Origin of the sequence: Pararhodospirillum photometricum DSM 122 (genome assembly GCF_000284415.1) — a bacterium.
GTDB classification, from domain to species: Bacteria; Pseudomonadota; Alphaproteobacteria; order Rhodospirillales; family Rhodospirillaceae; genus Pararhodospirillum; species Pararhodospirillum photometricum.
In genome coordinates this window covers 2853736-2872673 of record NC_017059.1, presented here as the reverse complement: position 1 = coordinate 2872673, position 18938 = coordinate 2853736, and the positions used below count along the sequence as shown (strand labels likewise).

Annotated in this window: 15 protein-coding genes, 6 tRNA genes and 6 pseudogenes; 8 read left to right on the top strand and 19 right to left on the bottom strand. The window is 60.0% G+C overall.

The genetic code is table 11. The features are described 5' to 3' along the window. The first annotated feature begins 419 nt into the window (after positions 1–419). The 4 genes from gyrA (at position 420) to RSPPHO_RS12925 (ending at position 4485) form a co-directional block, all read left to right on the top strand. Complete coding sequence (gene gyrA, locus RSPPHO_RS12940; protein WP_041795498.1) at positions 420–3176, top strand: DNA gyrase subunit A; 2757 nt, start codon at positions 420–422, stop codon at positions 3174–3176. After that, positions 3166–3699: a pantetheine-phosphate adenylyltransferase gene (gene coaD, locus RSPPHO_RS12935; protein ID WP_014415661.1), complete on the top strand. Its 534-nt coding sequence runs from the start codon at positions 3166–3168 to the stop codon at positions 3697–3699. The genes gyrA and coaD overlap by 11 nt, the downstream gene beginning before the upstream one ends. A gap of 179 nt (positions 3700–3878) precedes the next feature. After that, complete coding sequence (locus tag RSPPHO_RS12930) at positions 3879–4310, top strand: peptidylprolyl isomerase (protein WP_422610597.1); 432 nt, start codon at positions 3879–3881, stop codon at positions 4308–4310. A 99-nt stretch (positions 4311–4409) separates the two neighbouring features. Continuing rightward, a tRNA-Lys gene (locus RSPPHO_RS12925) sits at positions 4410–4485 on the top strand. A 76-nt stretch (positions 4486–4561) separates the two neighbouring features. On the opposite strand, the gene RSPPHO_RS18020 is transcribed toward RSPPHO_RS12925, so the two are convergent. The 14 genes from RSPPHO_RS18020 to RSPPHO_RS12855 all read right to left on the bottom strand — a co-directional run bounded on the left by RSPPHO_RS18020 (position 4562) and on the right by RSPPHO_RS12855 (position 10847). Then, positions 4562–5608, bottom strand: a complete 1047-nt coding sequence (locus RSPPHO_RS18020) for a tyrosine-type recombinase/integrase (protein ID WP_014415659.1) — start codon at positions 5606–5608, stop codon at positions 4562–4564. A 249-nt stretch (positions 5609–5857) separates the two neighbouring features. Then, positions 5858–6430 carry a DUF4326 domain-containing protein gene (locus RSPPHO_RS20565; protein WP_051013874.1) on the bottom strand — a complete coding sequence of 191 codons (573 nt, stop codon included), beginning with the start codon at positions 6428–6430 and terminating at the stop codon, positions 5858–5860. Further along, a complete protein-coding gene (locus tag RSPPHO_RS12905; RefSeq protein WP_041795496.1) occupies positions 6427–6672 on the bottom strand; it encodes a hypothetical protein in 246 nt (81 codons plus the stop codon). The genes RSPPHO_RS20565 and RSPPHO_RS12905 overlap by 4 nt, the downstream gene beginning before the upstream one ends. After that, positions 6669–6935, bottom strand: coding sequence for a hypothetical protein (locus RSPPHO_RS12900; protein WP_014415657.1), 267 nt, complete (start codon positions 6933–6935; stop codon positions 6669–6671). Before RSPPHO_RS12900 ends, RSPPHO_RS12905 begins: the two co-directional genes overlap by 4 nt. Then, complete coding sequence (locus RSPPHO_RS18010) at positions 6935–7510, bottom strand: hypothetical protein (RefSeq protein WP_157879236.1); 576 nt, start codon at positions 7508–7510, stop codon at positions 6935–6937. Before RSPPHO_RS18010 ends, RSPPHO_RS12900 begins: the two co-directional genes overlap by 1 nt. 38 nt (positions 7511–7548) lie before the next feature. Further along, the gene (locus RSPPHO_RS18005; RefSeq protein ID WP_014415656.1) at positions 7549–8022 is read right to left on the bottom strand and encodes a hypothetical protein; all 474 of its coding nucleotides are present in this window, start codon (positions 8020–8022) and stop codon (positions 7549–7551) included. Between the two features lie 250 nt (positions 8023–8272). Next, a tRNA-Lys gene (locus RSPPHO_RS12890) sits at positions 8273–8348 on the bottom strand. 8 nt (positions 8349–8356) lie between these two features. Next, the gene (locus RSPPHO_RS12885; RefSeq protein WP_041795491.1) at positions 8357–8602 is read right to left on the bottom strand and encodes a DUF2829 domain-containing protein; all 246 of its coding nucleotides are present in this window, start codon (positions 8600–8602) and stop codon (positions 8357–8359) included. 15 nt (positions 8603–8617) lie between these two features. After that, positions 8618–8693: transfer RNA gene (locus RSPPHO_RS12880), tRNA-Thr, on the bottom strand. Between the two features lie 157 nt (positions 8694–8850). Beyond that, a tRNA-Ala gene (locus RSPPHO_RS12875) sits at positions 8851–8926 on the bottom strand. Positions 8927–9299: 373 nt separating this feature from the next. Continuing rightward, positions 9300–9374 (bottom strand) — tRNA-Ile (locus RSPPHO_RS12870). 117 nt (positions 9375–9491) lie between these two features. Continuing rightward, positions 9492–9568 (bottom strand) — tRNA-Pro (locus RSPPHO_RS12865). Between the two features lie 123 nt (positions 9569–9691). Next, complete coding sequence (locus tag RSPPHO_RS12860; protein ID WP_041795489.1) at positions 9692–9919, bottom strand: hypothetical protein; 228 nt, start codon at positions 9917–9919, stop codon at positions 9692–9694. A 25-nt stretch (positions 9920–9944) separates the two neighbouring features. Beyond that, positions 9945–10847 (bottom strand): ATP-dependent DNA ligase, encoded by a 903-nt coding sequence (locus RSPPHO_RS12855; protein ID WP_014415654.1) that lies wholly within the window; start codon positions 10845–10847, stop codon positions 9945–9947. 158 nt (positions 10848–11005) lie between these two features. Here RSPPHO_RS12855 and RSPPHO_RS12850 point away from each other — a divergent pair, with 158 nt between their 5' ends. After that, positions 11006–11428: a hypothetical protein gene (locus tag RSPPHO_RS12850; RefSeq protein WP_041795487.1), complete on the top strand. Its 423-nt coding sequence runs from the start codon at positions 11006–11008 to the stop codon at positions 11426–11428. A 457-nt stretch (positions 11429–11885) separates the two neighbouring features. Here the strand turns inward: RSPPHO_RS12850 and RSPPHO_RS18000 are convergent, their stop codons facing one another. Beyond that, positions 11886–12479, bottom strand: a complete 594-nt coding sequence (locus RSPPHO_RS18000) for a helix-turn-helix domain-containing protein (RefSeq protein WP_081581770.1) — start codon at positions 12477–12479, stop codon at positions 11886–11888. A gap of 391 nt (positions 12480–12870) precedes the next feature. On the opposite strand from RSPPHO_RS18000, the gene RSPPHO_RS20160 reads away from it, so the two are divergent. Continuing rightward, the gene (locus tag RSPPHO_RS20160; RefSeq protein WP_157879235.1) at positions 12871–13356 is read left to right on the top strand and encodes a hypothetical protein; all 486 of its coding nucleotides are present in this window, start codon (positions 12871–12873) and stop codon (positions 13354–13356) included. Positions 13357–13635: 279 nt separating this feature from the next. On the opposite strand, the pseudogene RSPPHO_RS12840 reads toward RSPPHO_RS20160, so the two are convergent. From RSPPHO_RS12840 to RSPPHO_RS19250, 3 pseudogenes are all read right to left on the bottom strand, one after another. Further along, positions 13636–14839 (bottom strand): annotated as a pseudogene (locus RSPPHO_RS12840) (IS256 family transposase). Positions 14840–15012: 173 nt separating this feature from the next. After that, positions 15013–16060, bottom strand: a pseudogene (gene tnpC / locus RSPPHO_RS12835) (IS66 family transposase); the annotation flags it as partial. A gap of 144 nt (positions 16061–16204) precedes the next feature. Then, a pseudogene (locus RSPPHO_RS19250) lies at positions 16205–16437 on the bottom strand (transposase); the annotation flags it as partial. Here RSPPHO_RS19250 and RSPPHO_RS21190 point away from each other — a divergent pair. Together RSPPHO_RS21190 and RSPPHO_RS12825 are read left to right on the top strand one after the other, a co-directional pair. Then, positions 16433–16922 (top strand): annotated as a pseudogene (locus tag RSPPHO_RS21190) (transposase); the annotation flags it as partial. The pseudogenes RSPPHO_RS19250 and RSPPHO_RS21190 sit on opposite strands and share 5 nt — an antisense overlap. A 534-nt stretch (positions 16923–17456) precedes the next feature. Continuing rightward, positions 17457–17579, top strand: a pseudogene (locus RSPPHO_RS12825) (transposase); the annotation flags it as partial. 63 nt (positions 17580–17642) lie between these two features. Here RSPPHO_RS12825 and RSPPHO_RS12820 read toward each other — a convergent pair. After that, positions 17643–18752, bottom strand: a pseudogene (locus tag RSPPHO_RS12820) (transposase). Positions 18753–18938 lie beyond the last annotated feature (186 nt).

Here is an 18938-nt window from a genome sequence, read left to right as displayed (position 1 = left end):
AAAGTCCCTTCGCAAAACGTCTCTCCTCGCGCTTTTGGTGTTGCAGCCTCTCGTCTGACGTCGTCATCTCCCGAGAAAAGAAAACCCGAGGGGCGTCTTGTTCCGAGGGGCGGTTCTATAGAGGTTCCAGCCTAAATTTGAGGTATGCGTATTACGAATATCAGAAACCTTTTCGTCACATGCCTGCGCGCGCCTCGCTCGCGGGCGGCGGGAAAAATTGCCTGGGATCATGCTGTTAGGGGGAGGGGCGGCGTGAAGTCGGACGTTGCCGGGGTATCGCCCATCTGCTAAAGTCCCGCGACCTTCTCCCGGGATCCGTCCGCCGGGCGCGATCCTCGTGCCGGGTGGGAAGGGCCGGGTTTCCCCTGTCTTGCTTCGGCGGTCCCCGCGCGAGGCAGACGCGACGGAACAGTTCAGCGTTGAGCACCAGCACGCCACACCCGACCGACCCGGATATCTCTCCCGTCTCCATTGAAGAGGAAATGCGGCGCAGCTATCTGGATTACGCGATGAGCGTGATCGTCAGCCGCGCCCTTCCCGACGTGCGGGATGGCCTGAAGCCGGTTCATCGCCGTATCCTGTTCTCGATGAAAGAGAGCGGGTACGAATTCAATAAACCCTACCGCAAATCGGCCCGCATCGTCGGCGATGTCATGGGTAAATATCACCCCCATGGCGACTCGGCGATTTATGACGCCATGGTCCGCATGGCCCAGGGCTTTTCCATGCGGCTGCCCCTCATCGACGGGCAGGGCAACTTCGGATCCATGGACGGCGACAAGGCCGCCGCCATGCGCTACACCGAAGCCCGCTTGGCCAAAGCCGCCCACAGCCTGCTGGACGACATCGACAAGGACACCGTCGATTTCCAGCCCAACTACGACGAAAGCACCCGCGAACCCATCGTCCTGCCGGCCCGCTTTCCCAACTTGTTGGTCAATGGCGCGGGCGGCATCGCCGTGGGTATGGCGACCAATATTCCGCCGCATAACCTGGGCGAGGTGATTGACGCCTGCTGTGCCCTGATTGATGACCCCACCTTGTCGGACGACGCCCTGCTCACCTTGGTGCCGGGGCCGGACTTTCCCACCGGCGGGCTGATCCTGGGGCGCTCGGGCATTCGCTCGGCCTTCCTGACCGGGCGCGGCTCCATCATCATGCGCGGGCGCTGCGAAATCGAGGACATGGCCCGCGACCGCCAGGCCATCGTAGTGAGCGAGGTTCCTTACCAGGTCAATAAAGCCGCCATGGTCGAGAAGATCGCCGACTTGGTGCGCGAGAAAAAGCTGGAGGGCATCTCCGACATCCGCGACGAATCCGACCGGCGCGGCGTGCGTGTGGTGATTGAAATCAAGCGCGATGCCGTGGCCGAGGTCGTGCTGAACCAGCTGTATCGCTTCACGCCGCTGCAAACCAGCTTTGGCGTGAACATGTTGGCGCTGACCCAGGGCAAGCCCGAGTTGATGACCCTGCGCGGCATCATCTCGGCCTTCATCACCTTCCGCGAGGAGGTGATCCGGCGGCGCACCATCTTCGAACTCGGCAAGGCGCGCGAGCGGGCCCATACCCTGGTCGGCCTCGCCATTGCGGTGGAAAACCTGGATCCGGTCATCGCCCTGATCCGTGCCGCGCCCGATCCTCAGTCAGCCCGCGAGGCCCTGATGGGCCGCGACTGGCCGGCCCGGGAGGTCGAGCCCCTGATTCTTCTGATCGACGAACCCGGGCGCACCGTGGTGGACGGTCATTATCGCTTGTCGGAAGCCCAGGCCCGCGCCATCCTTGACCTGAGGTTGCACCGTCTCACCGGCCTGGAACGCGACAAGATCCACGGCGAACTGCGCGAGATCGGGGCCAAGATCGAGGAATACCTGGGCATCTTGCGCTCACGCGAGCGGCTTTACGAAATCCTGCGCGCCGAACTCGTCGAGATGAAGGAAGCCTACGCTACGCCGCGTCGCACCTTCATTGAGGAAAACGAATTCGAGCACGACATCGAAGACCTGATCCAGCGCGAGGACATGGTCGTCACCGTCACCAGCACGGGCTACATCAAGCGCGTGCCACTGGTCACCTACCGCGCCCAGCGCCGAGGCGGCCGGGGTCGCTCGGGCATGACGACCCGCGACGAGGATTTCGTGACCTCGATCTTCGTCGCCAATACCCACACCCCCTTGCTGTTCTTCTCGTCGGATGGCTTGGTTTACCGCCTCAAGGTCTACCGCTTACCGCTGGGCACCCCCCAAGCCCGGGGCAAGGCCATGGTCAACCTGCTGCCCTTGTCCGAGGGCGAGCGGATCACCACCGTGATGCCCCTGCCCGAGGACGAAGACACCTGGGGCGACCTGGATGTGATGTTCGCCACCGAATCAGGCAACGTGCGGCGCAACCGCCTGTCGGACTTCTCCAACATCATGGCCAACGGCAAGATCGCCATGAAGCTGGACGAGGGCGACCATCTGGTGGGCGTGCGGACCTGTACCGATCACCAGGACATCTTGCTGACCACCGACCAGGGCAAGGCCATTCGCTTCCCGGTGACCGAGGTTCGGGTGTTCGCCGGGCGGACCTCAACCGGCGTGCGCGGGATCAAGCTGGCCGAGGGCGACCGAGTCAACGGCTTGTCGGTCCTGACCCATGTCGAGGCCACAGCCGAGGAACGGGTGGCCTATTTGAAGCAGGCAAGCGCCTTGCGCCGGGCCGCCGGAGGCGAGGGCGAAAGCGAGGAAGAGACTCTCCTGGAAGCCGATCCCGGCCCCTTGTCCCCCGAGACCTTCGAGCGTCTGCGGGCCCAGGAAGAGTTCATCCTGACCGTCACCTCACGCGGCTTTGGCAAGCGCACCTCGGCGCACGAATACCGCATCGCCGGACGCGGCGGCCAGGGCATCGCCAACATCGAAATGAGCGAGCGTAACGGCCACGTCGTCGCAGCCTTCCCCATCGGCCACGAGGATCAGGTGATGTTGATCACCGATGCCGGCCAACTGATCCGTATGCCGGTCAACGACGTGCGGATCGCCGGGCGGAAGACCCAGGGCGTGACCTTGTTCCGCTTGTCGGACGGCGAACGGGTGGTTTCAGTCGCTCACCTGCCGGAAATGGCGGGCAGCGAAGGTCCCGAGGGCGACGACGGCGACACAACACAGGCCGACACCACGGAGACAGGCGATGACGCGTGAGCGGATCGGGATCTATCCCGGGACCTTTGATCCGGTGACCAACGGCCACCTCGACATCATCGGCCGCGCCACCCGGCTGGTCGATCGCCTGACGGTGGGAGTAGCGGCCAACGCCGGCAAGGGCCCCCTGTTTTCCCTGGCCGAGCGGGTCACGATGGTCGAAGAGGTTCTGGCCACGCTGCCGACCCCGGGCGTGACCATTGAGGTGGTGCCGTTCTCCAACCTCCTGATGGACTTCGCCGTCGGCCAAGGGGCCTCGATTCTGGTGCGAGGCCTGCGCGCCGTTTCGGATTTCGAGTACGAATTTCAGATGTGTGGCATGAATTCCCGGCTCAATCCCTCGATCGAGACCGTTTTCCTGATGGCCGCCGAGGGATGCCAATTCATCTCGTCGCGTTTTGTAAAGGAAATCGGCCGCTTGGGCGGAGATATCACCGGGTTTGTGCCGCCGCTGGTTCACGACCGCCTGATGACCCGCTTCAAGGAACTGGACGCCCAAGAAACCTCCCCGGCCTCGCCTTAAAAGGCGGGGAACCCGGGCCTGGGAAAGGGATCTAAAAGAAGATGGGACGACTTTCTCGTTTTGTGGGGACCATGGGGGTCCTCCTGAGCTGCATKGGGATAGGAATGACGGACGCAACGGCCGCCGATCCAGAAAACACACTCTATATGGACCTGGAAACGGGCCGTGTGGTGATTGAAATGCGCCCCGATCTGGCGCCCAAGCACGTGGACCGCATCAAGACCCTGGCCCGCCAGGGCTTCTATGATGGCACCGTGTTCCACCGAGTGATCGACGGCTTCATGGTGCAAGGCGGCGATCCCACCGGCACCGGCCGTGGCGGCTCCGAGCTGCCCGATCTCCCGGCCGAATTCAGCCCGTCGTCCAAGGCCCGCCACGTGCGCGGCGCCTTGTCGATGGCCCGCACCGCCAATCCCAACAGCGCCAACAGCCAGTTCTTCATCATGCTGGCCCCGGCCACCCACCTGGATGGCCAGTACTCCATCTGGGGGCAGGTCACCCAGGGCATGGATCTCGTGGACCGCATCAAAAAAGGCGATCCCCGGGCCAATGGCGCCGTCACCGATCCCGACAAGATCGTCCACCTGCGCGTCGCGGCCGACGTAAAGTAAGGCCCTCGCAAAAATCTGGTTGACAGGTCCGGTCGTTCCGCCGTATATCCCGGCTCCCTTCTGGACCTGCCTGCCTCGCGCCGGTAGATCCCTTCATGAGAGCCCGTAGCTCAGCCGGTAGAGCAGCTGACTTTTAATCAGCGGGTCGCGCGTTCGAGTCGCGCCGGGCTCACCAAAATCTAAGCCGGATCAATGCGTTAATCGCTGAGATCCGGCCATGATTTCCAGGCTAGACACTCCAGATCAGACGGCTAGACACTTGGGGTCTTTCTAGGCTTGGCCATGGACTCGTCAAGGCGGTCAATAGCCTTGCTCGCCCTCTTCTTCTGGGCGCTGTATTTCCGGGTCATCTCGGCTGTTTGATGCCCGGTGATTGCGGCGATATCCTCCCAGTCCATTCCCACCTCGCGCAAGCGGGTTGCGGCCGTGTAGCGCAAGCCATGCGTGGTGACGCCCTTCAAACCGGCCGTCTTGAATGCTCTTGACATGCGGTGCCGGAAGCCATCCGCCAGCATTGAGCCCAAAATCCTGTCGCCCTCAAGCCCGGCCAGCCAGGGGCCCAGAACGTCCCCAAGGGCGGTACTGATCTTCACTTCCACCATCGCGCCGGTCTTTTTTTGGTGGACCTTGATCACACCCCCCACCACCTGGCCCCGCTCCATTGCCAGCACATCGCCACCGCGCTGGCCGGTATTGAGGCACAATTCAAACGCCACGCGCTCCCAGGTCCCGGCGGGCCACGTTGCGCGGAAGGCGTCGATCTGCGCTTCTTCCCATGGCTTGTGACCCGGCCCTTCCTTCAGGCCTTTCGGTCGGGCCGCCACGTTCACCGTGACGCCGTATGTGGTGGGGCGGTCCAGGGCGTAGTTAAAAAGGATCCGCAACATTTGGATGATGTAGTTTGCTTTGCGGGGTGTACTCGCATACTTGTCGCGCAGGGCAAAAATAAAATCGCGTGGCATGGTCTTAACGGGAAGATTTCCGTAACTTACTTTTAGTAATTCAAGATAAGTCGAATAATCTTTTCTTGTTTTTTCTGATTTTTCTTTGAATTCTGGTGACTTTTTGTAGTCCTCGATCAGATGCGCCAGTGATCCGCGCCCAAACGCCGGGTGCGGCGCCACCTCGAAAGAGGCGTGGATGCGCTGGTAGGCGTCGATGAACCCGCCGTCCCCCGGCAGTAGCGCCGCGCCATCTGGCGCCGTTACACGAACTCGCTTCCCGCTGCGTCGGTAGTAGGCGTATCGTTTGTTTCCAGACCGATAGACAATTAGGTACGGCAGGTCAACGGGTGACATCTCAAAGCGCTTTCATCCAGGCGGCGGCACCTTCATCATTCTGGCTGCGACCGGCCTTCCGGTCCAGCCAAGCATCCAGATCTTCCCGAAGCCATACCTTACGACCTGGGGACAACCATACAGGATTCGGAGCGTCCCCCTTCGCCACTAGGGCGGCGAGGGTTTGCTCTGAAAGGCCAACATAAGCGGCGGCCCGCTCAGCACTCAGTCCCCGTGGCCACGCCTGGATGACGACGCTGGTGGCCATTTCTATCCCTCCCCGATCGGAGAATTAGCGATCTCCAGCAAAACGTCGGCATGACACGGTTGGTCCAGTGGGCACCAACAGGCAAGATTTCTGCCGCGAAGCCCGGGAATGAGCTCTTGGAACCACCATTGAGCAAGCACCATTTCGCGGTAGGCCTGGACGGCGGTGGCGGCATCTGAGACGGGCCACACGCTCCAGAAATCAACGTTACGGCGCCAATCTGGGTGATCAACCGCTCGGCTGGGATCGACCACAAAATGGTTCCCCCATATCGTCGGTCGCCCAACGTAGACCGTGTCCGGCGGCATGCGCCAGCCCTTGGCGCGGAGGCGCTGGATCCTGGCGGGGCGGTCAGTCATTTTTCGCCCTCGGCAATGGCGCTCCCACCATTGAAAACCCCCCTCATCGCTCTTAAAGATACGCAAGACGGCTTCGATCACGTCATTCACGAGCTTTTCTGCTGGCGCCATGAACCGCTCTTGCCGCCAGACATCATCCCGCAAGTCGGCGCCCGTTATGTCGGCGCTTTGCAGGTGGCGCGCGGCAAGGGTGCGGGCGATTTTTTCAGTGATCATGCCGACTCCTCCAGTCTTGACAGCTCTTCGCGGCCGGCATCGGTCAGCATGTAAATACCCAACACCCTTAGGCCCCCTGGCGCAAAGCGGATTTCAACAAGCCCTTTTTTAATGAGGCTATTGATGATATTGAGTCTTGCCCCCTCTAATTTTACTTTTGGGCCAGACTGCCGAAAGATGATGATTTTTCTAACATTGCCGGCCTTAATGGACTTGAGGGTTTCTTTCTGGAGGGGCGTCATTCCCCGCCCTCCAGCTTGGCGATCGCGGCCACTGCAACCATGACCGCTTCGAATAGTGCGTTGTTGATTTCCTCCAGGTCCTGCAACGAACTCCAGTTGGAGCGAACATGGGCTTCGAAGGTGGCAATTTCTTTCAGTGCCGCCAGCACGTCGGCGTTGACGGCCCGCAACGCCCGGATCTCGTCCACCGCCTCGGCGGCAAGCTCATCGGTCGCGCCGTCGGCGTAAAGCGCGTCGCAAATGCGGTCGCAGATGTCGATCATTACCTCGCCTCCTGGTCAGGGTCAAAAAGCCGCCTAGCCATCTCATCAATAGCCGTCATCAGCCCCGCATAAGCCTTCGGCGCCGCCCGCTCGGCCTCGGCCATCTCGGCGGAGTTGGCCTCCTGGATGGCGTTGAAGTGCTCGATCGTCGGCGCGGCGCTCAGGGCGTCCGCCAGTAGGCGCAGCCATGCGGGGTAGTCCTTGAGGCCGCTGGCGTTGTCGGGGACGGGGATGGGGATGGGGCCAGCGGTTGCGCCGACCTCCCCCGTCACAGGATCGAAGTCTGCGCCCGCTATCTCATCTGCAAGCAAGGCAGCGGCGCCCCCAGCCGAGCGGGGCGTTACGTCAATGACGGCCGCGCCGTAATCCACGACCTCTTCGCGAAGGCGAAGCCCTCGGAGAACGTCGGCAAAGCCGTCTCGCAGGCAGAACCCGCGCGCGCGCATCTGCAACATGCGGCGCGGGTGTTGCTTCCACGGCCCGGCCTTGTCCCAAAGCTGGGCGCGCTTGGCATCGGCAACGCTGAACCTTCCGACGATGGGGCTTGCCCGGCCCACGCGCGTTGCCGTGCACACGGCGGTCAGGTTGTCACCCTCACCCTCGAACGTCTCTGTCAGGTCGGCCAGAAGGCCGGACGCCTGAACAAGGCCGATGGCGCCGTCGCCCCAGATTGTCGGCCTCCCGTTGACGACCGCAATTGCTCGGCGGCTGCGACGATGGCCTCCATGAGGGGCGTTGGCGCCGACTTCTCGATGACCCACGTCTTACCCGCCCGACGCATGCCGGCTTCCCGGCTCACGGCGTCAAACACAGCAACCCCGAACTCGCCGAGGCCGCCATACGGGACGGCGACGGTCTCGACCTCCCCGGCCTGGGAGGCGTGGATAGTCACATCCACCACGTCCCAATCCCATTTCACGGCACCGCCGGGCTGGCGGCCGGTCGGCCACACGTGGAGGGCAACCACCCCCTCGACCTCGACCGGCAGGACGAGGTGCACGCCGGGCGGAATGGAATTGAGGGTCTTGTCCCTGTCGTAGCGAAGGGGGACGCTTGACAGGTAGAACGGAACGTGAACGGTGAACACGTGATCCTCCTGCTCCGGTTGTTTTTGTTGGGTGCGGGCCGGGCGCTACTCCGGCACTGGTTTTTTCCGCTTGGATCCAGCGGTTGTCCGCGAGGCGCCGGGTTGACGGCTTTTTTCGCCAGGACTGCACCTTGGCGACCAGTGGTTATTGCCTCGACCAGCTTTCGGCAGGGACTTCCTGCCGCACCCACCGAAACCGCCCGTGAGCGGCTTGGGGAGGTGCCCGGAGGATCCGCCTCCGGGCGGTGTTTGGTGCGCCCCGGGGGATTCGAACCCCCGACCCGCCGATTAAAAGTCGGCCGCTCTACCCCCTGAGCTAGGGGCGCTTTACTCGTCAGGAGGTCAACACCCAGTCCTTGGCCAGAACGTCAGTCTGCGACGCAAGCCACGGGACCACCTTGTTGTCTGCTGTTTTCATGGCGATGAATGGGAGGCATGGGAGCGCCATGTCTCCGCCATACCCCCACACCTCGACCATGAAAAGGAACATCCCCTTTCCATTCCACCCGGCGCGAGCGACGCGCTCACCACAATTGAGCATCTCAATAGCCTCGCCAAAACCAAAGCATTCGCTTTCCATAACTTCCCTCTTTGTTGGTGCCGGCCGTCGGGCTCGAACCGACGACTCCCGGGTTACAAATCCGGTGCTCTACCGCCTGAGCTAGGCCGGCGCTCTTGTTCACCAACAGACCAACACTCAGATTCCGCAAGCTGCTTTAGTATGGCCCTAATGTCGTCCGAGGGGACTCCGCATGAGGCCAGTATTTTTATTTGCACAAGCAGCCACAGCTCTACATCTTGCAGCCTCACCGAGGCCTCCTTTCTTGCTGGTGGAGCCTGCGGGCCTCGAACCCGCGACCTCGCACTTGCAAAGCGCACGCTCTCCCGACTGAGCTAAGGCCCCAAACTGGTGGGAGGATTTCCACCTCCCGTCCGATCGCCCCGCATGCCGGGCGCCCGGTCTGCCCTTTCCTCGGGCCAGGGCGGGAGCGCTGCGCAACGCTGGCCCGCATTCATCGCCCGGGCACGGTCGGGCGGCGCTACTTGGTGGTTGGGTCCCGCGGAATCGAACCGCTCCTCCGGTGCGCGACCGGCACTCTCCGTGAGCTTGGGCCCCAAAAGCTCCCGAGATTTCGCTCTCGGGTGGCGACGCAGTCCCACCGCGAGAAAGGGGGCGCGGCTCCTGCGTTGCGGCGGTTTTTCCTGGCTGGCCCACTCACCGCTAGGGCCGTCCGGCTACCCTCGCTTTGTCAGCAAGGCCCCGCCGGCTGGGTCCGTGGTAGGGGCGGCAGGGATCGAACCTGCGACCAGACGGTTATGAGCCGCCAGCTCTACCATTGAGCTACACCCCCACAGATGCCTGTCTCTCCAGGCCGTCACACCAGTCAGGGCACTGTGTCTCCCCCGGATTCCGCCACTGCGGGTGCGCATCCGCAGATCGCGTATCATCCCCCGGCGAGGATCTCTATTGGTCGGGGCAAGAGGATTTGAACCTCCGACTTCTTGCTCCCAAAGCCAGCGCTCTACCTGACTGAGCTACGCCCCGATAAGCGCCCCGGAAAACTGCCCCCGGGGCTGGGCTTGTGTGCCGCTTCTGCGGCTTCTCTCTCTGTCATCCCTGGTGCCAGACGAACCCCCTTAGCTCGCGGCGGGATGCTGTGGTAGCGCGTCATGCCGCCTCCGGATCCGGCCCGCCGTGGGGAAGATCGGCGGGGTGGCCAAGGGCGCCCATGTCCTGGAGAAGGGAGACGCCCATCAGGGCTTCGAGGCGGGACAAGCGGGCCTCGATGGCGGACAGGCGGTCGCTCTGGTGTCCGCGCATGAGATAAGCGGTCTCGGCAGCCGCGCGCAGCCGGGTAAGGGCGGTGGGCTGTTCGTCTTGGTGGGGGTAGGCCATTCCTCGTCCTCCGTTTCGTTGTCGCTCATGCCGCAACGCGGGCATCGTCGGCATGGCGAAAGCCCAGGAACACGGGGAGGCGCGGCGCGTCGGCCGATCCGTGGCGCTGGAATTTCAGTTTGATCGTTTGGCCCAGGTAGGCGCCCTGGTCGGCCCAGATGGCGGAGCGCACCGCGTCGGTCAGCCCAACGCCGACGGTAAACAGGGCCGAGAAGCCGGGGGCGCGACACACGAAGGCGCCCAAGGTGCCGGCCGGTTTCAGGCCATCGGCGCGCGTGTTGCGCTCGACATAGCCAAGCGCGTTCGTGGTGGCTTCGTTGCCGTTGCGATGCAGCTCTTCAAAGCCGACGACCTCGGCCTCCATGTCCTCGAACGGCTTGCGCTTCAACAAGATGGCTTCGCGTTCGGTGCTGCGTCCGAACTTGTAGGCCCCTTGCGGGGCGCGGATCATGGTGCCTTCGAAGCCAGCGGCAAGGAACTCGGCTTCAACCGCACCAAGGTCCTCGACGTTGGCGACGAGGCGCTGCTCGACCACCCGAACGAACTCGGGCAGAGCGCGGGACCGGAGCCGGGCCATCCGCTCGGAAAAGGGCTGGGTGGGATCGGAGACGTCATCGAAGACATGGAAGGTGAAAGCGGGTTCGCCAGCCTTGCTCATGATCCCGGATGTGGAGCGCGTGAAGGCATCGGGGGCCGCCGCATCGCCGACGATCAATTCCCCGTCCAACCCCACGAGATCCGGGTGATCCAGCAAGGTGCGCACATGGACGTTGGGGATCGGCTTCAAGGACCGCGTCACCGCGCCCTGGCCGCGAAGGATAATGCACCGGATGCCGTCGAGCTTGGGGGACGCGAAGACCGGAAAACGCAAGGAAGCAGGGTTTTCGCAGGGGCCGGCGAGTAGCGGCTTGAAGGGCGGGGTGGTCATCGCTTGGGTCCTCCGGCTCGTGGGCTCTGGAGAAATAATGGGATTAATCCCACTATCTCGTCAACCACATTCTGGGATTTTTCCCATTTTTTCACCCCACCCCATGCTATAAACAAAAAGCCCCGCGCTGGGCGGGGCTTGGGAAGAGGGTGGGTGTGATGAGCGATCAGGCGGAACAGGGGTCAGCGGAGATAGGCATCTCCAACCATGGCTCGGCGCTGGAAATTACCGAGGAAATGAGGGAAATTATGCGCAAAAACTCTGCGGCGCTGGAAGAGATGATGGGCGTTAAGGTGGTTAGCGAAGGTTCGCGTGTCCGGGTAATCCGGGGTGATGGCGTTGATATCACCGAGCGCCTGTGTGCACCTGAACTGCGGTGTGTGTTTTCTGTTGGGCCGACTCCCCCAAGACTTGAAGTGGGTGTCTTGATTTCCACCGAGTTTCACGCAGATGTCACGCGGGCGTTTGCTCTCGATCCAGAGACTATGGAACGCAAGGAAATTCGGCGGCTTGAATTCGTAGACGGGAAAGTCGTTGAATACCCATTTATTCTCGTAAAACGATACAATAACACCATCTGATACAAATTTATTATAGCCTACGTATGCTCCGTACGAATTTGCATTATATTTCCACACACAACCTTGCCATCTTCAAATCCAACGATGCTAACATCTTTGAATTTTACACTTTCAGGATCTTTCATGTCTCTTCTAACTCTATCAATAGCGTCAGATATTATTTTTTATCGCTATTGTTTTTAAGGTATGTACCAACATATGACGACATAGTCCTTACAAGATCAATTGATGACTCTGCAACTTCATCCTTCTGCTGCGCTATATTAGTCTCAGCCAAAGGCTGGACTGGAGCCCGATTCAAATGTGTGCAGGCAGATAGAGTTAAGAGCACTACCAAAACAAACGACGATTTCATGGGGCGCCTCCGCATTCGCGACTTAAAGAAGTGTTGCAGTTCCATGGTAACTTCTAATAAAAATATTAACTATACCATTTGCGATAGATAGCGCAACCAGCCTTAAGCCGAACGTTTGGTTGAGCTATTAGTGTCTACGGCCGGAATCGTGCGCAGGTCGCGCTCAAGGGCCCTCAGGGCCAGCTTGAGGGCTATCGGCCACTCCTCTGGCCCCGACGCCGTTGTCATCACATCGTTGGCGACGCGAGCGGCAAGTCGCCCCAAATCCACAGGGGCGATGCGAGCACCGGCATCTTTATAAACCTTTGAAATACCGTCGATAACTTGGGAAAACAGATCCTCATCCAGGAGCTGAGACGGCGCCGCGCGAGTTACGGCGCCTACCTCGAGAGTCGGCTCGTACGCATCCTTTACTGCCCTCCCCGTCAGGAGCCAGTTGACATCTATCCCCAGCACGGCGCGCAAGCGCGCCAAAACGTCGCCTCCAGGCACGACGATACCACGCTCATACTTGCCGATCGTCTGCTTGTGGACACCCAATAAGGTAGCAAAGTCATCTTGGCTCATATCGCCTCGCACCGAGCGCAGGCGAGAACCGACCGTTTCCGGTTCCAAAGTCATTCTGGAAACTCCCGCATCGCTATCTGTAAATGGTTTACACATCAGATAAGCCTTTGTTTTTAAAAACAAAATCATTTCCGACGCCGCACACCCAAACAAAACAAGTGGTCTTGGAATTGTGTTTTGCTTGAGAATTCACCCCAATACAAATGGCCATTTCTGTGGCGCTGTCTATGATAGTCAAGGAAATGAGTTAGCTGTTATTCACCGAGATTTACGTTCGATAACAGGCATGGTTCCTATGTTGGTTACCTTTCCCACGCCTCTAAGTATGGATAAGGGAAATATTTATACTATGAGGCTCTATGTGGAAAATGCGACTGATTTTGTTCAATTTATCGAATTTGTGCAAACTAGTAAGCATTATAAGGGGCCAGGAGAAAGAAAAATCTACTACTCTGCTGTGTACGATATTGAATCGAACTGATATCAGGAGTCCCTTCATGGAAAGCAGTGAAAAAACACMATGCAGTTCGATGAAGAGTTTTATCTGATCACGAATCCAGATGTAGCTAATGCTGTAAAAAATGGGTCCGTGCAGTCAGGATATGAGCATTGGATCAGTTTTGGGGCAAAAGAAGGTCGTTTACCTTGTCCTGTTTGGTCTACTATCGGATTAAGAGAGTTTGATGAAGGTCAGTATCTAAAGGCTAACCCAGATGTATACAAAGCGGTAGCTGAAGGAGATATCGCATCTGGATATGAGCATTTTTTAAAATGTGGGTGGCGAGAGGTAGAAGGGGCGTCTCGTCCAATTAATGAGCGCGACAAAATTCGCGTTGATAGTCTTAAGCTTCTATCTGATCATGTGTTCATGATGATGAATGCCAACCTAATAAAAGACCCTAACTATTTTAGAATAGAAACCCATAGTTGGTTTAATGGTGTGATAAATAAATTTGCTAACGAATTCATATTCAAGGAAGATTCTGGTAAAATTGATGCCAAATAATATTTTTCTAGAGATTTTTGACACTCGAGATCACGTTGGATGCTGAATGTGATTCAAAATCTCAAAAGCATTTTGAAATGGATTGGCTATGCATCACGATCTTGCGTGGGGAAAGATGGCTCACCACTCCCTTGGCAAACCTTCTGATCCGAGAAGTCTTTCTATGAATTTTCCGAAATTATATAAAGTCCATCGCCACGGTTAAGGCAAGGTCGTGTCCCATTGCGTGGTGTAATAGGGTGGTCGCCGTTTTCTTTCCGGGAGGTTTGGCCGGAGTGATCAGGCAGCCGTGACGGACGGCAAGCATGAGAGGGGATCATCGCCCGAGGGGGCGACGGATTCCAGCGTCATATAGCGGGCACGCTGGACGGCCCATTCGTCATTTTGCTCCATCAAGATGGCCCCGATCAGGCGAGTGATGGCGGCTTCGTTGGGAAAGATCCCCACGACGTCCGTGCGGCGCTTGATCTCCCCGTTGAGGCGTTCGATGGGATTGGTGCTGTGGATTTTGGCCCGATGCTCCTTGGGGAAGGTCATGTACGCCAAGACATCGCTTTCGGCCTCGTCAAGCAAGGCGGCAAGCTTGGGGACCTTGGGGCGCAGTTGGTCTGCCACCTGACGCCACTGCGCCCGGGCCGAAGCGACATCGTTTTGGGCGAAAGCCGTTCCGATAAAGGCGGCCACGACGCGCCGAGCGTTTTTGCCAGCATAAGCAAGAATAGTCCGCATGAAATGGACGCGACAGCGCTGCCAAGTGGCACAAAATACCTTGGAAACGGCGGATTTGATGCCTTCATGGGCGTCTGAAATGACCAATTTGACGCCTTTCAGGCCCCTTCGGTTCAGTTTGCGCAGGAAATCTGTCCAGAAGGGTTCCGCTTCCGACCGGCCGATATCCATGCCCAAGACTTCGCGCCGCCCATCGGCATTGACGGCAATGGCGATGGTCACGGCAACAGAGATGGTTCGATCGTCCTGGCGGACTTTCACGTATGTGGCGTCGATCCAGAGATACGGCCACTCTCCCTCGAGGGGTCGAGGTCAGGAAAGCCTTCACGCGGTCGTCGATATCGGCGCACAGGCGGCTGACTTGGCTTTTGGACACCCCCGACATCCCCATGGCCTGCACCAGATCATCGACCGAACGGGTGGAAATACCCTGGATGTAGGCCTCCTGGATCACGGCGGTCAGAGCCTTCTCAGCCATACGCCGGGGCTCCAGGAACCCAGGGAAATAGCTTCCCTTGCGTAACTTGGGAATGCGCAACTCCACGGTCCCGGCCCGGGTTTCCCAATCGCGATCCCGGTACCCGTTGCGCTGCGCCAGCCGGTCCGGCGAGCGCTCCCCCAGAGCCGCCCCGGTACGGGCCTGCACCTCCAACTCCATCAGACGGTGCGCGGCAAAGCCGATCATGTCCCGCAGAACATCGGCATCGGCCCCCTTTTCCAGCATCGTGCGCAGTGCCATCATCTCGTCGGTCATCGTGGTCACCTTCGGTTAGGGTTTTGTTGTGGTGACCAAACTTTACCGAAGATCCACGATGACCGCCCCTGCCAGGATAGCCCCTTCGGACGGCTACGCCGCCCTACGGAGCTATCCTGGCAGCACTCCTACACCACTCCTCGGGACACGATCCGATGCCGATGCATCCGATGCTCGGCTCTGCCGGCGTAGGTCGCCAAGGTGGTGTCCTTGAGCCTTGGCCTTCGTTTGCCGATGCGGATGGTCCAGCGCAAAAGATCCCGGATCCGGGGGGCGAAGACCGTATCCCCGCAATCGATGGCGTATTGGACATCCCGCAAAACATGGGCGAGGCAGACTTGGTGAACCTGGCCCAGGTCCTGCTGCCCAGCGTAGCGATCCGAGATCCAGACCTCCGGCCGGTGCAAGCCCAGAACCGATGTCACGACGGTGCGCGCCCGACTGGGCTTGATGTCGTGCAGAACGGCCGTATCGGTCACGAACACCCACTGCCAGTGGGTTTTGCCCTCGACCCGCGCCGTGGTTTCGTCCGAGGCGATGACATCCGCCTGCATGATTCTCGTCTTGATGGCCGCGCAGGCCGCCGTCAGGCTGGTTTCGAGACGGCGGAAGGCGTTGGCGATCGCCCCTTCCGAGATTTTCAGCCCAAACAGCTCCTTCAGCATCCGGGCGAGGCGCTCGAAGCTGACGTGGTGACTGTGGTGCAAATACGTCAGCAAGGCCTGGATCCCTGGCCCAAAGGGGGTCCCAACGGGATGATCGGCCGGCGCCTGTGCCCGAAACCGTCGGCGACAAGCCGGGCACCGTCCCCCAAACAGCTCAACGCGTGTCACCACCGGCCGGATCGAGGGGAGGTCGATGTGGTCATAGCGGTGACGGCAGACCTGATGCCTCTCGCCTACGGCCTCTGCGCAATGCGGGCACACCTCAACTATACGGCGCTCCGTTTTATCACGGGGTTTCCGTGAGCGGTCGGGCGACACCGGGGCGGGAGGACCGGGTTTTGCCTGACTTTTTCGGGGGCTTTTTGTCACCCCCCTTACGCCCCGGACTGTCCTTCGAGGGAGGAAGGTGGGAGTTCGACGAGGTCTTCCTAGGCTTGCCGACCAGTGCCTCCAACTCCTCCACCCGCGCCGCCAAGCGCTCAATCAACGCCGCCTGATCGGTAATCAGGGCGTCCTTCTCGGCATCACTCAGGCGATAACGGGGGCTCTCTCCCATCCCTGGAGTGACGCACATTTCGACCCCGACCGCAACAGTCTCCGACCAGCCCCGTGAGCAGTTACGTCAACCGAACCAGACCGCTTCAACCGCGATCCGTACCACCAATTCCCGGGACTAAACATCTAGTAACCGCCATCGGCTGAACAGGAACAGGCGGCGGACCTCTTTCAACACCGGCAAGGCACCGTCGCGGTCCTGGAGATTGGCGGGCTGGATGTCAGCAGCCAGGATCATGCCGAGCGTATCGACGACGACATATCGCTTCTTGCCTTTGACCTTCTTGCCCGCGTCGTAGCCTGATGGATCGACTCGCGCCCTCCTTTTTCCGCGCCCTTGACGCTCTGGCTATCGATGATCGTCGCCGTCGGGCTAGCCCAGCTCCGGGTAAAGCGGCCGCTGTCGAGCGCGCATCAGCGTTGACGGCATTGATCGAGGCATGGGCCTCAATGAAGAGCTTCGGGCCTAAAGCCACCGGTAAGGATGTGGCGATGGTGGCGGTGGTCTCAATGCCTCCTGGGTTGATTTCCGCGAGGCGAGAAGCGCTCCAACGACACCCACGAGAGCACCACCGATCCCGACGCCATGCTCTACCCGCAAAAGGGCCGAGCATGGAGGCCACGCTGTGTTTGATCGGCCACGGGCTGATGGAGAACCGCTCGGGTCTGATCGTCGACACAAGGCTGACCCGCGTCTACCGAGCAACTGGCGGCGTTGGACATGATCGAGCCGTTAGCCGACCGGTGCACCATCTGGCACCCCGGCGTTCATCCGCATCCGTAAGCGAATCGAAGACGCTTTCGGCTGGATCAAGACGGTGGCCGCAATGCAAAAGACCAAGCTGCTGACGGTGTTGCCATGAATGGCCCCACCGATTGCCAAATCCTCGGTCGCTGGCGGATCGTCGAGAGCAATATCTGGGACGATGACTATCTGGACCTCGTCAGCCCGGCCACAATCCTCTTTGTGGAAAATTGACACTGTGAATTTGCCTTGGCCTCCATCAAGGCGGGCATGGACTTCGAATATGCCCGAACCATCGCCTTCTTCAGATGCTCTGGCTGCGACGAAGGCGACGAGGTGACGGATCAGAATCGGCGCAACTCGACGACGACAGCACACTCGAAATTGAGCTTTCCTTCGACAATGGCGATAAGGTCGTCCTGAAAGCTCGCCGCGAGTGGGTTCTTCAACAGCCTGCTAGGTTGGAGGGGGTGTGAGTAGAGTCCAAATTCCAAGTGGATCCGGGCTTTTGATGAGAGGTGGATCCGGATTTTTCTGAGGGGACAATGGGAGAACGGAGCGAAGAGATTGGACTCTACTCACACCCTTAACCACGGACGTTTGGAGGCCTTATCTCAAAGAAATGTAAAAATCATCTAGTTGTTTGGTCCCGGAGCTCATGATCAACGACCGCCTGACGTTCAAACGGTTTCTGGGACTCGGGCTTGCGGACAAGGCGCCGGACGCTAAGACAATCTGGCTGTTCCGCGAGACGCTGACCGAAGCCAAGATCGTGTCCCATTGAGGTGGTGTAATAGAGTGGTCGCCGTTTGCTCTCCGGGAGGTTTGGCCGGAGTGATCAGCCCGCCGCGACGAGCGGCAGGCTTGAGAGGGGATCATCGCCTAAGGAGGCGACGGATTCCAGTGTCATGCGCTGGACGGCCCATTCGTCGTTCTGTTCGAGGAGAATGGCGCCGATCAGACGAACGACGGCGTCCTCGTTGGGGAAAATGCCGACGACGTCGGTCCGGCGCTTGATTTCACCGTTGAGACGTTCGATCGGATTCGTCGAGTGCAGCTTGGCGCGATGGGCTTGCGGGAAGTCCATGTAAGCCAAGACATCCATTTCCGCGTCATCCATGAGGTCGGTCAGTTTACGCGCCCTGGGGCGAAGTTGATCAGCACTGGCGCCATTGGGCATGGGCAGCGGTGTTGGTTTCCTGGGCGAAAGCGGTACCGATGAAAGCCGAGACGACGCGGCGGCCCTGTTTGCCGGCATGGGCCAGGACATTTCGCATGAAGTGGACGCGGCAGCGTTGCCAAGTGGCGTTCAGCACCTTGGCGATCGCCGCCTTCAGGCCCTCGTGGGCGTCGGAAACCACCAATTTGACCCCGCGCAGGCCCCTTCGCGCCGGCCCTGGGTATTTTCCGACCGCGATGGTCAACGGCCACACTGACGATGTGACCGTCCTGGCGGACCTTCACATAGGTGGCGTCGAGCCAGACATAGGGCTAGTCGCCTTCCAGCCGGCGTTCTAGGAACGTGTTGATTTTGCCGTCGATTCGGCGCACAGGCGAGACACTTGGCTCTTTGAGATGCCGCTCATGCCCATGGCCTTGACTAGATCATCGACCGAGCGGGTCGAGAGGCCCTGCACATAGGCTTCCTGGATGACGGGCTGTCAGCGCCTTTTCGGCCATGCGGCGCGGCTCCAGGAAGCCGGGGAAGTAGCTGCCTTTGCGCAGTTTGGGAATGCGCAGTTCGACCGTTCCAGCCCGCGTCTCCCAGTCGCGCTCGCGGTACCCGTTGCGCTAAACCAGCCGGTGGGTGGGGGTGCGCTCGCCATGTCCGGCGCGCCACTTCCAGTTCCATCAGCCGCTCGGCGGCAAAGCCGATCATCTCGCGCAGCAGATCGGTATCGGCGCTCTTTTCCAAAAGCCCGTAAAGGGCCATGATTTCCTCGGTTATCGGTTTGATCCTTGGGCCGGTTGATAAGGTGGACACCTCCGGAAACCGGCCTTGAACGGCACCGCATGTCGCTGGCCGCTCGATCGGGGTGTGATCGGCGCGGCGATCACTGATTTTCCGGGTCGGGTGGTATGAAGCGGGTGACGATCCTCCAAGATCGGCGGCATCCCCCCTGGGAGGGCGCCC

Coding starts and splice junctions, on each gene's coding strand:
- coaD (WP_014415661.1), top strand. CDS start 3,166: ATGACGCGTGAGCGGATCGGGATCTATCCCGGGACCTTTGATCCGGTG.
- RSPPHO_RS12930 (WP_422610597.1), top strand. CDS start 3,879: ATGCGCCCCGATCTGGCGCCCAAGCACGTGGACCGCATCAAGACCCTG.
- RSPPHO_RS18020 (WP_014415659.1), bottom strand. CDS start 5,608: ATGTCACCCGTTGACCTGCCGTACCTAATTGTCTATCGGTCTGGAAAC.
- RSPPHO_RS20565 (WP_051013874.1), bottom strand. CDS start 6,430: ATGATCACTGAAAAAATCGCCCGCACCCTTGCCGCGCGCCACCTGCAA.
- RSPPHO_RS12905 (WP_041795496.1), bottom strand. CDS start 6,672: ATGACGCCCCTCCAGAAAGAAACCCTCAAGTCCATTAAGGCCGGCAAT.
- RSPPHO_RS12900 (WP_014415657.1), bottom strand. CDS start 6,935: ATGATCGACATCTGCGACCGCATTTGCGACGCGCTTTACGCCGACGGC.
- RSPPHO_RS12885 (WP_041795491.1), bottom strand. CDS start 8,602: ATGGAAAGCGAATGCTTTGGTTTTGGCGAGGCTATTGAGATGCTCAAT.
- RSPPHO_RS12860 (WP_041795489.1), bottom strand. CDS start 9,919: ATGGCCTACCCCCACCAAGACGAACAGCCCACCGCCCTTACCCGGCTG.
- RSPPHO_RS12855 (WP_014415654.1), bottom strand. CDS start 10,847: ATGACCACCCCGCCCTTCAAGCCGCTACTCGCCGGCCCCTGCGAAAAC.
- RSPPHO_RS12850 (WP_041795487.1), top strand. CDS start 11,006: ATGAGCGATCAGGCGGAACAGGGGTCAGCGGAGATAGGCATCTCCAAC.
- RSPPHO_RS18000 (WP_081581770.1), bottom strand. CDS start 12,479: ATGATTTTGTTTTTAAAAACAAAGGCTTATCTGATGTGTAAACCATTT.
- RSPPHO_RS20160 (WP_157879235.1), top strand. CDS start 12,871: ATGCAGTTCGATGAAGAGTTTTATCTGATCACGAATCCAGATGTAGCT.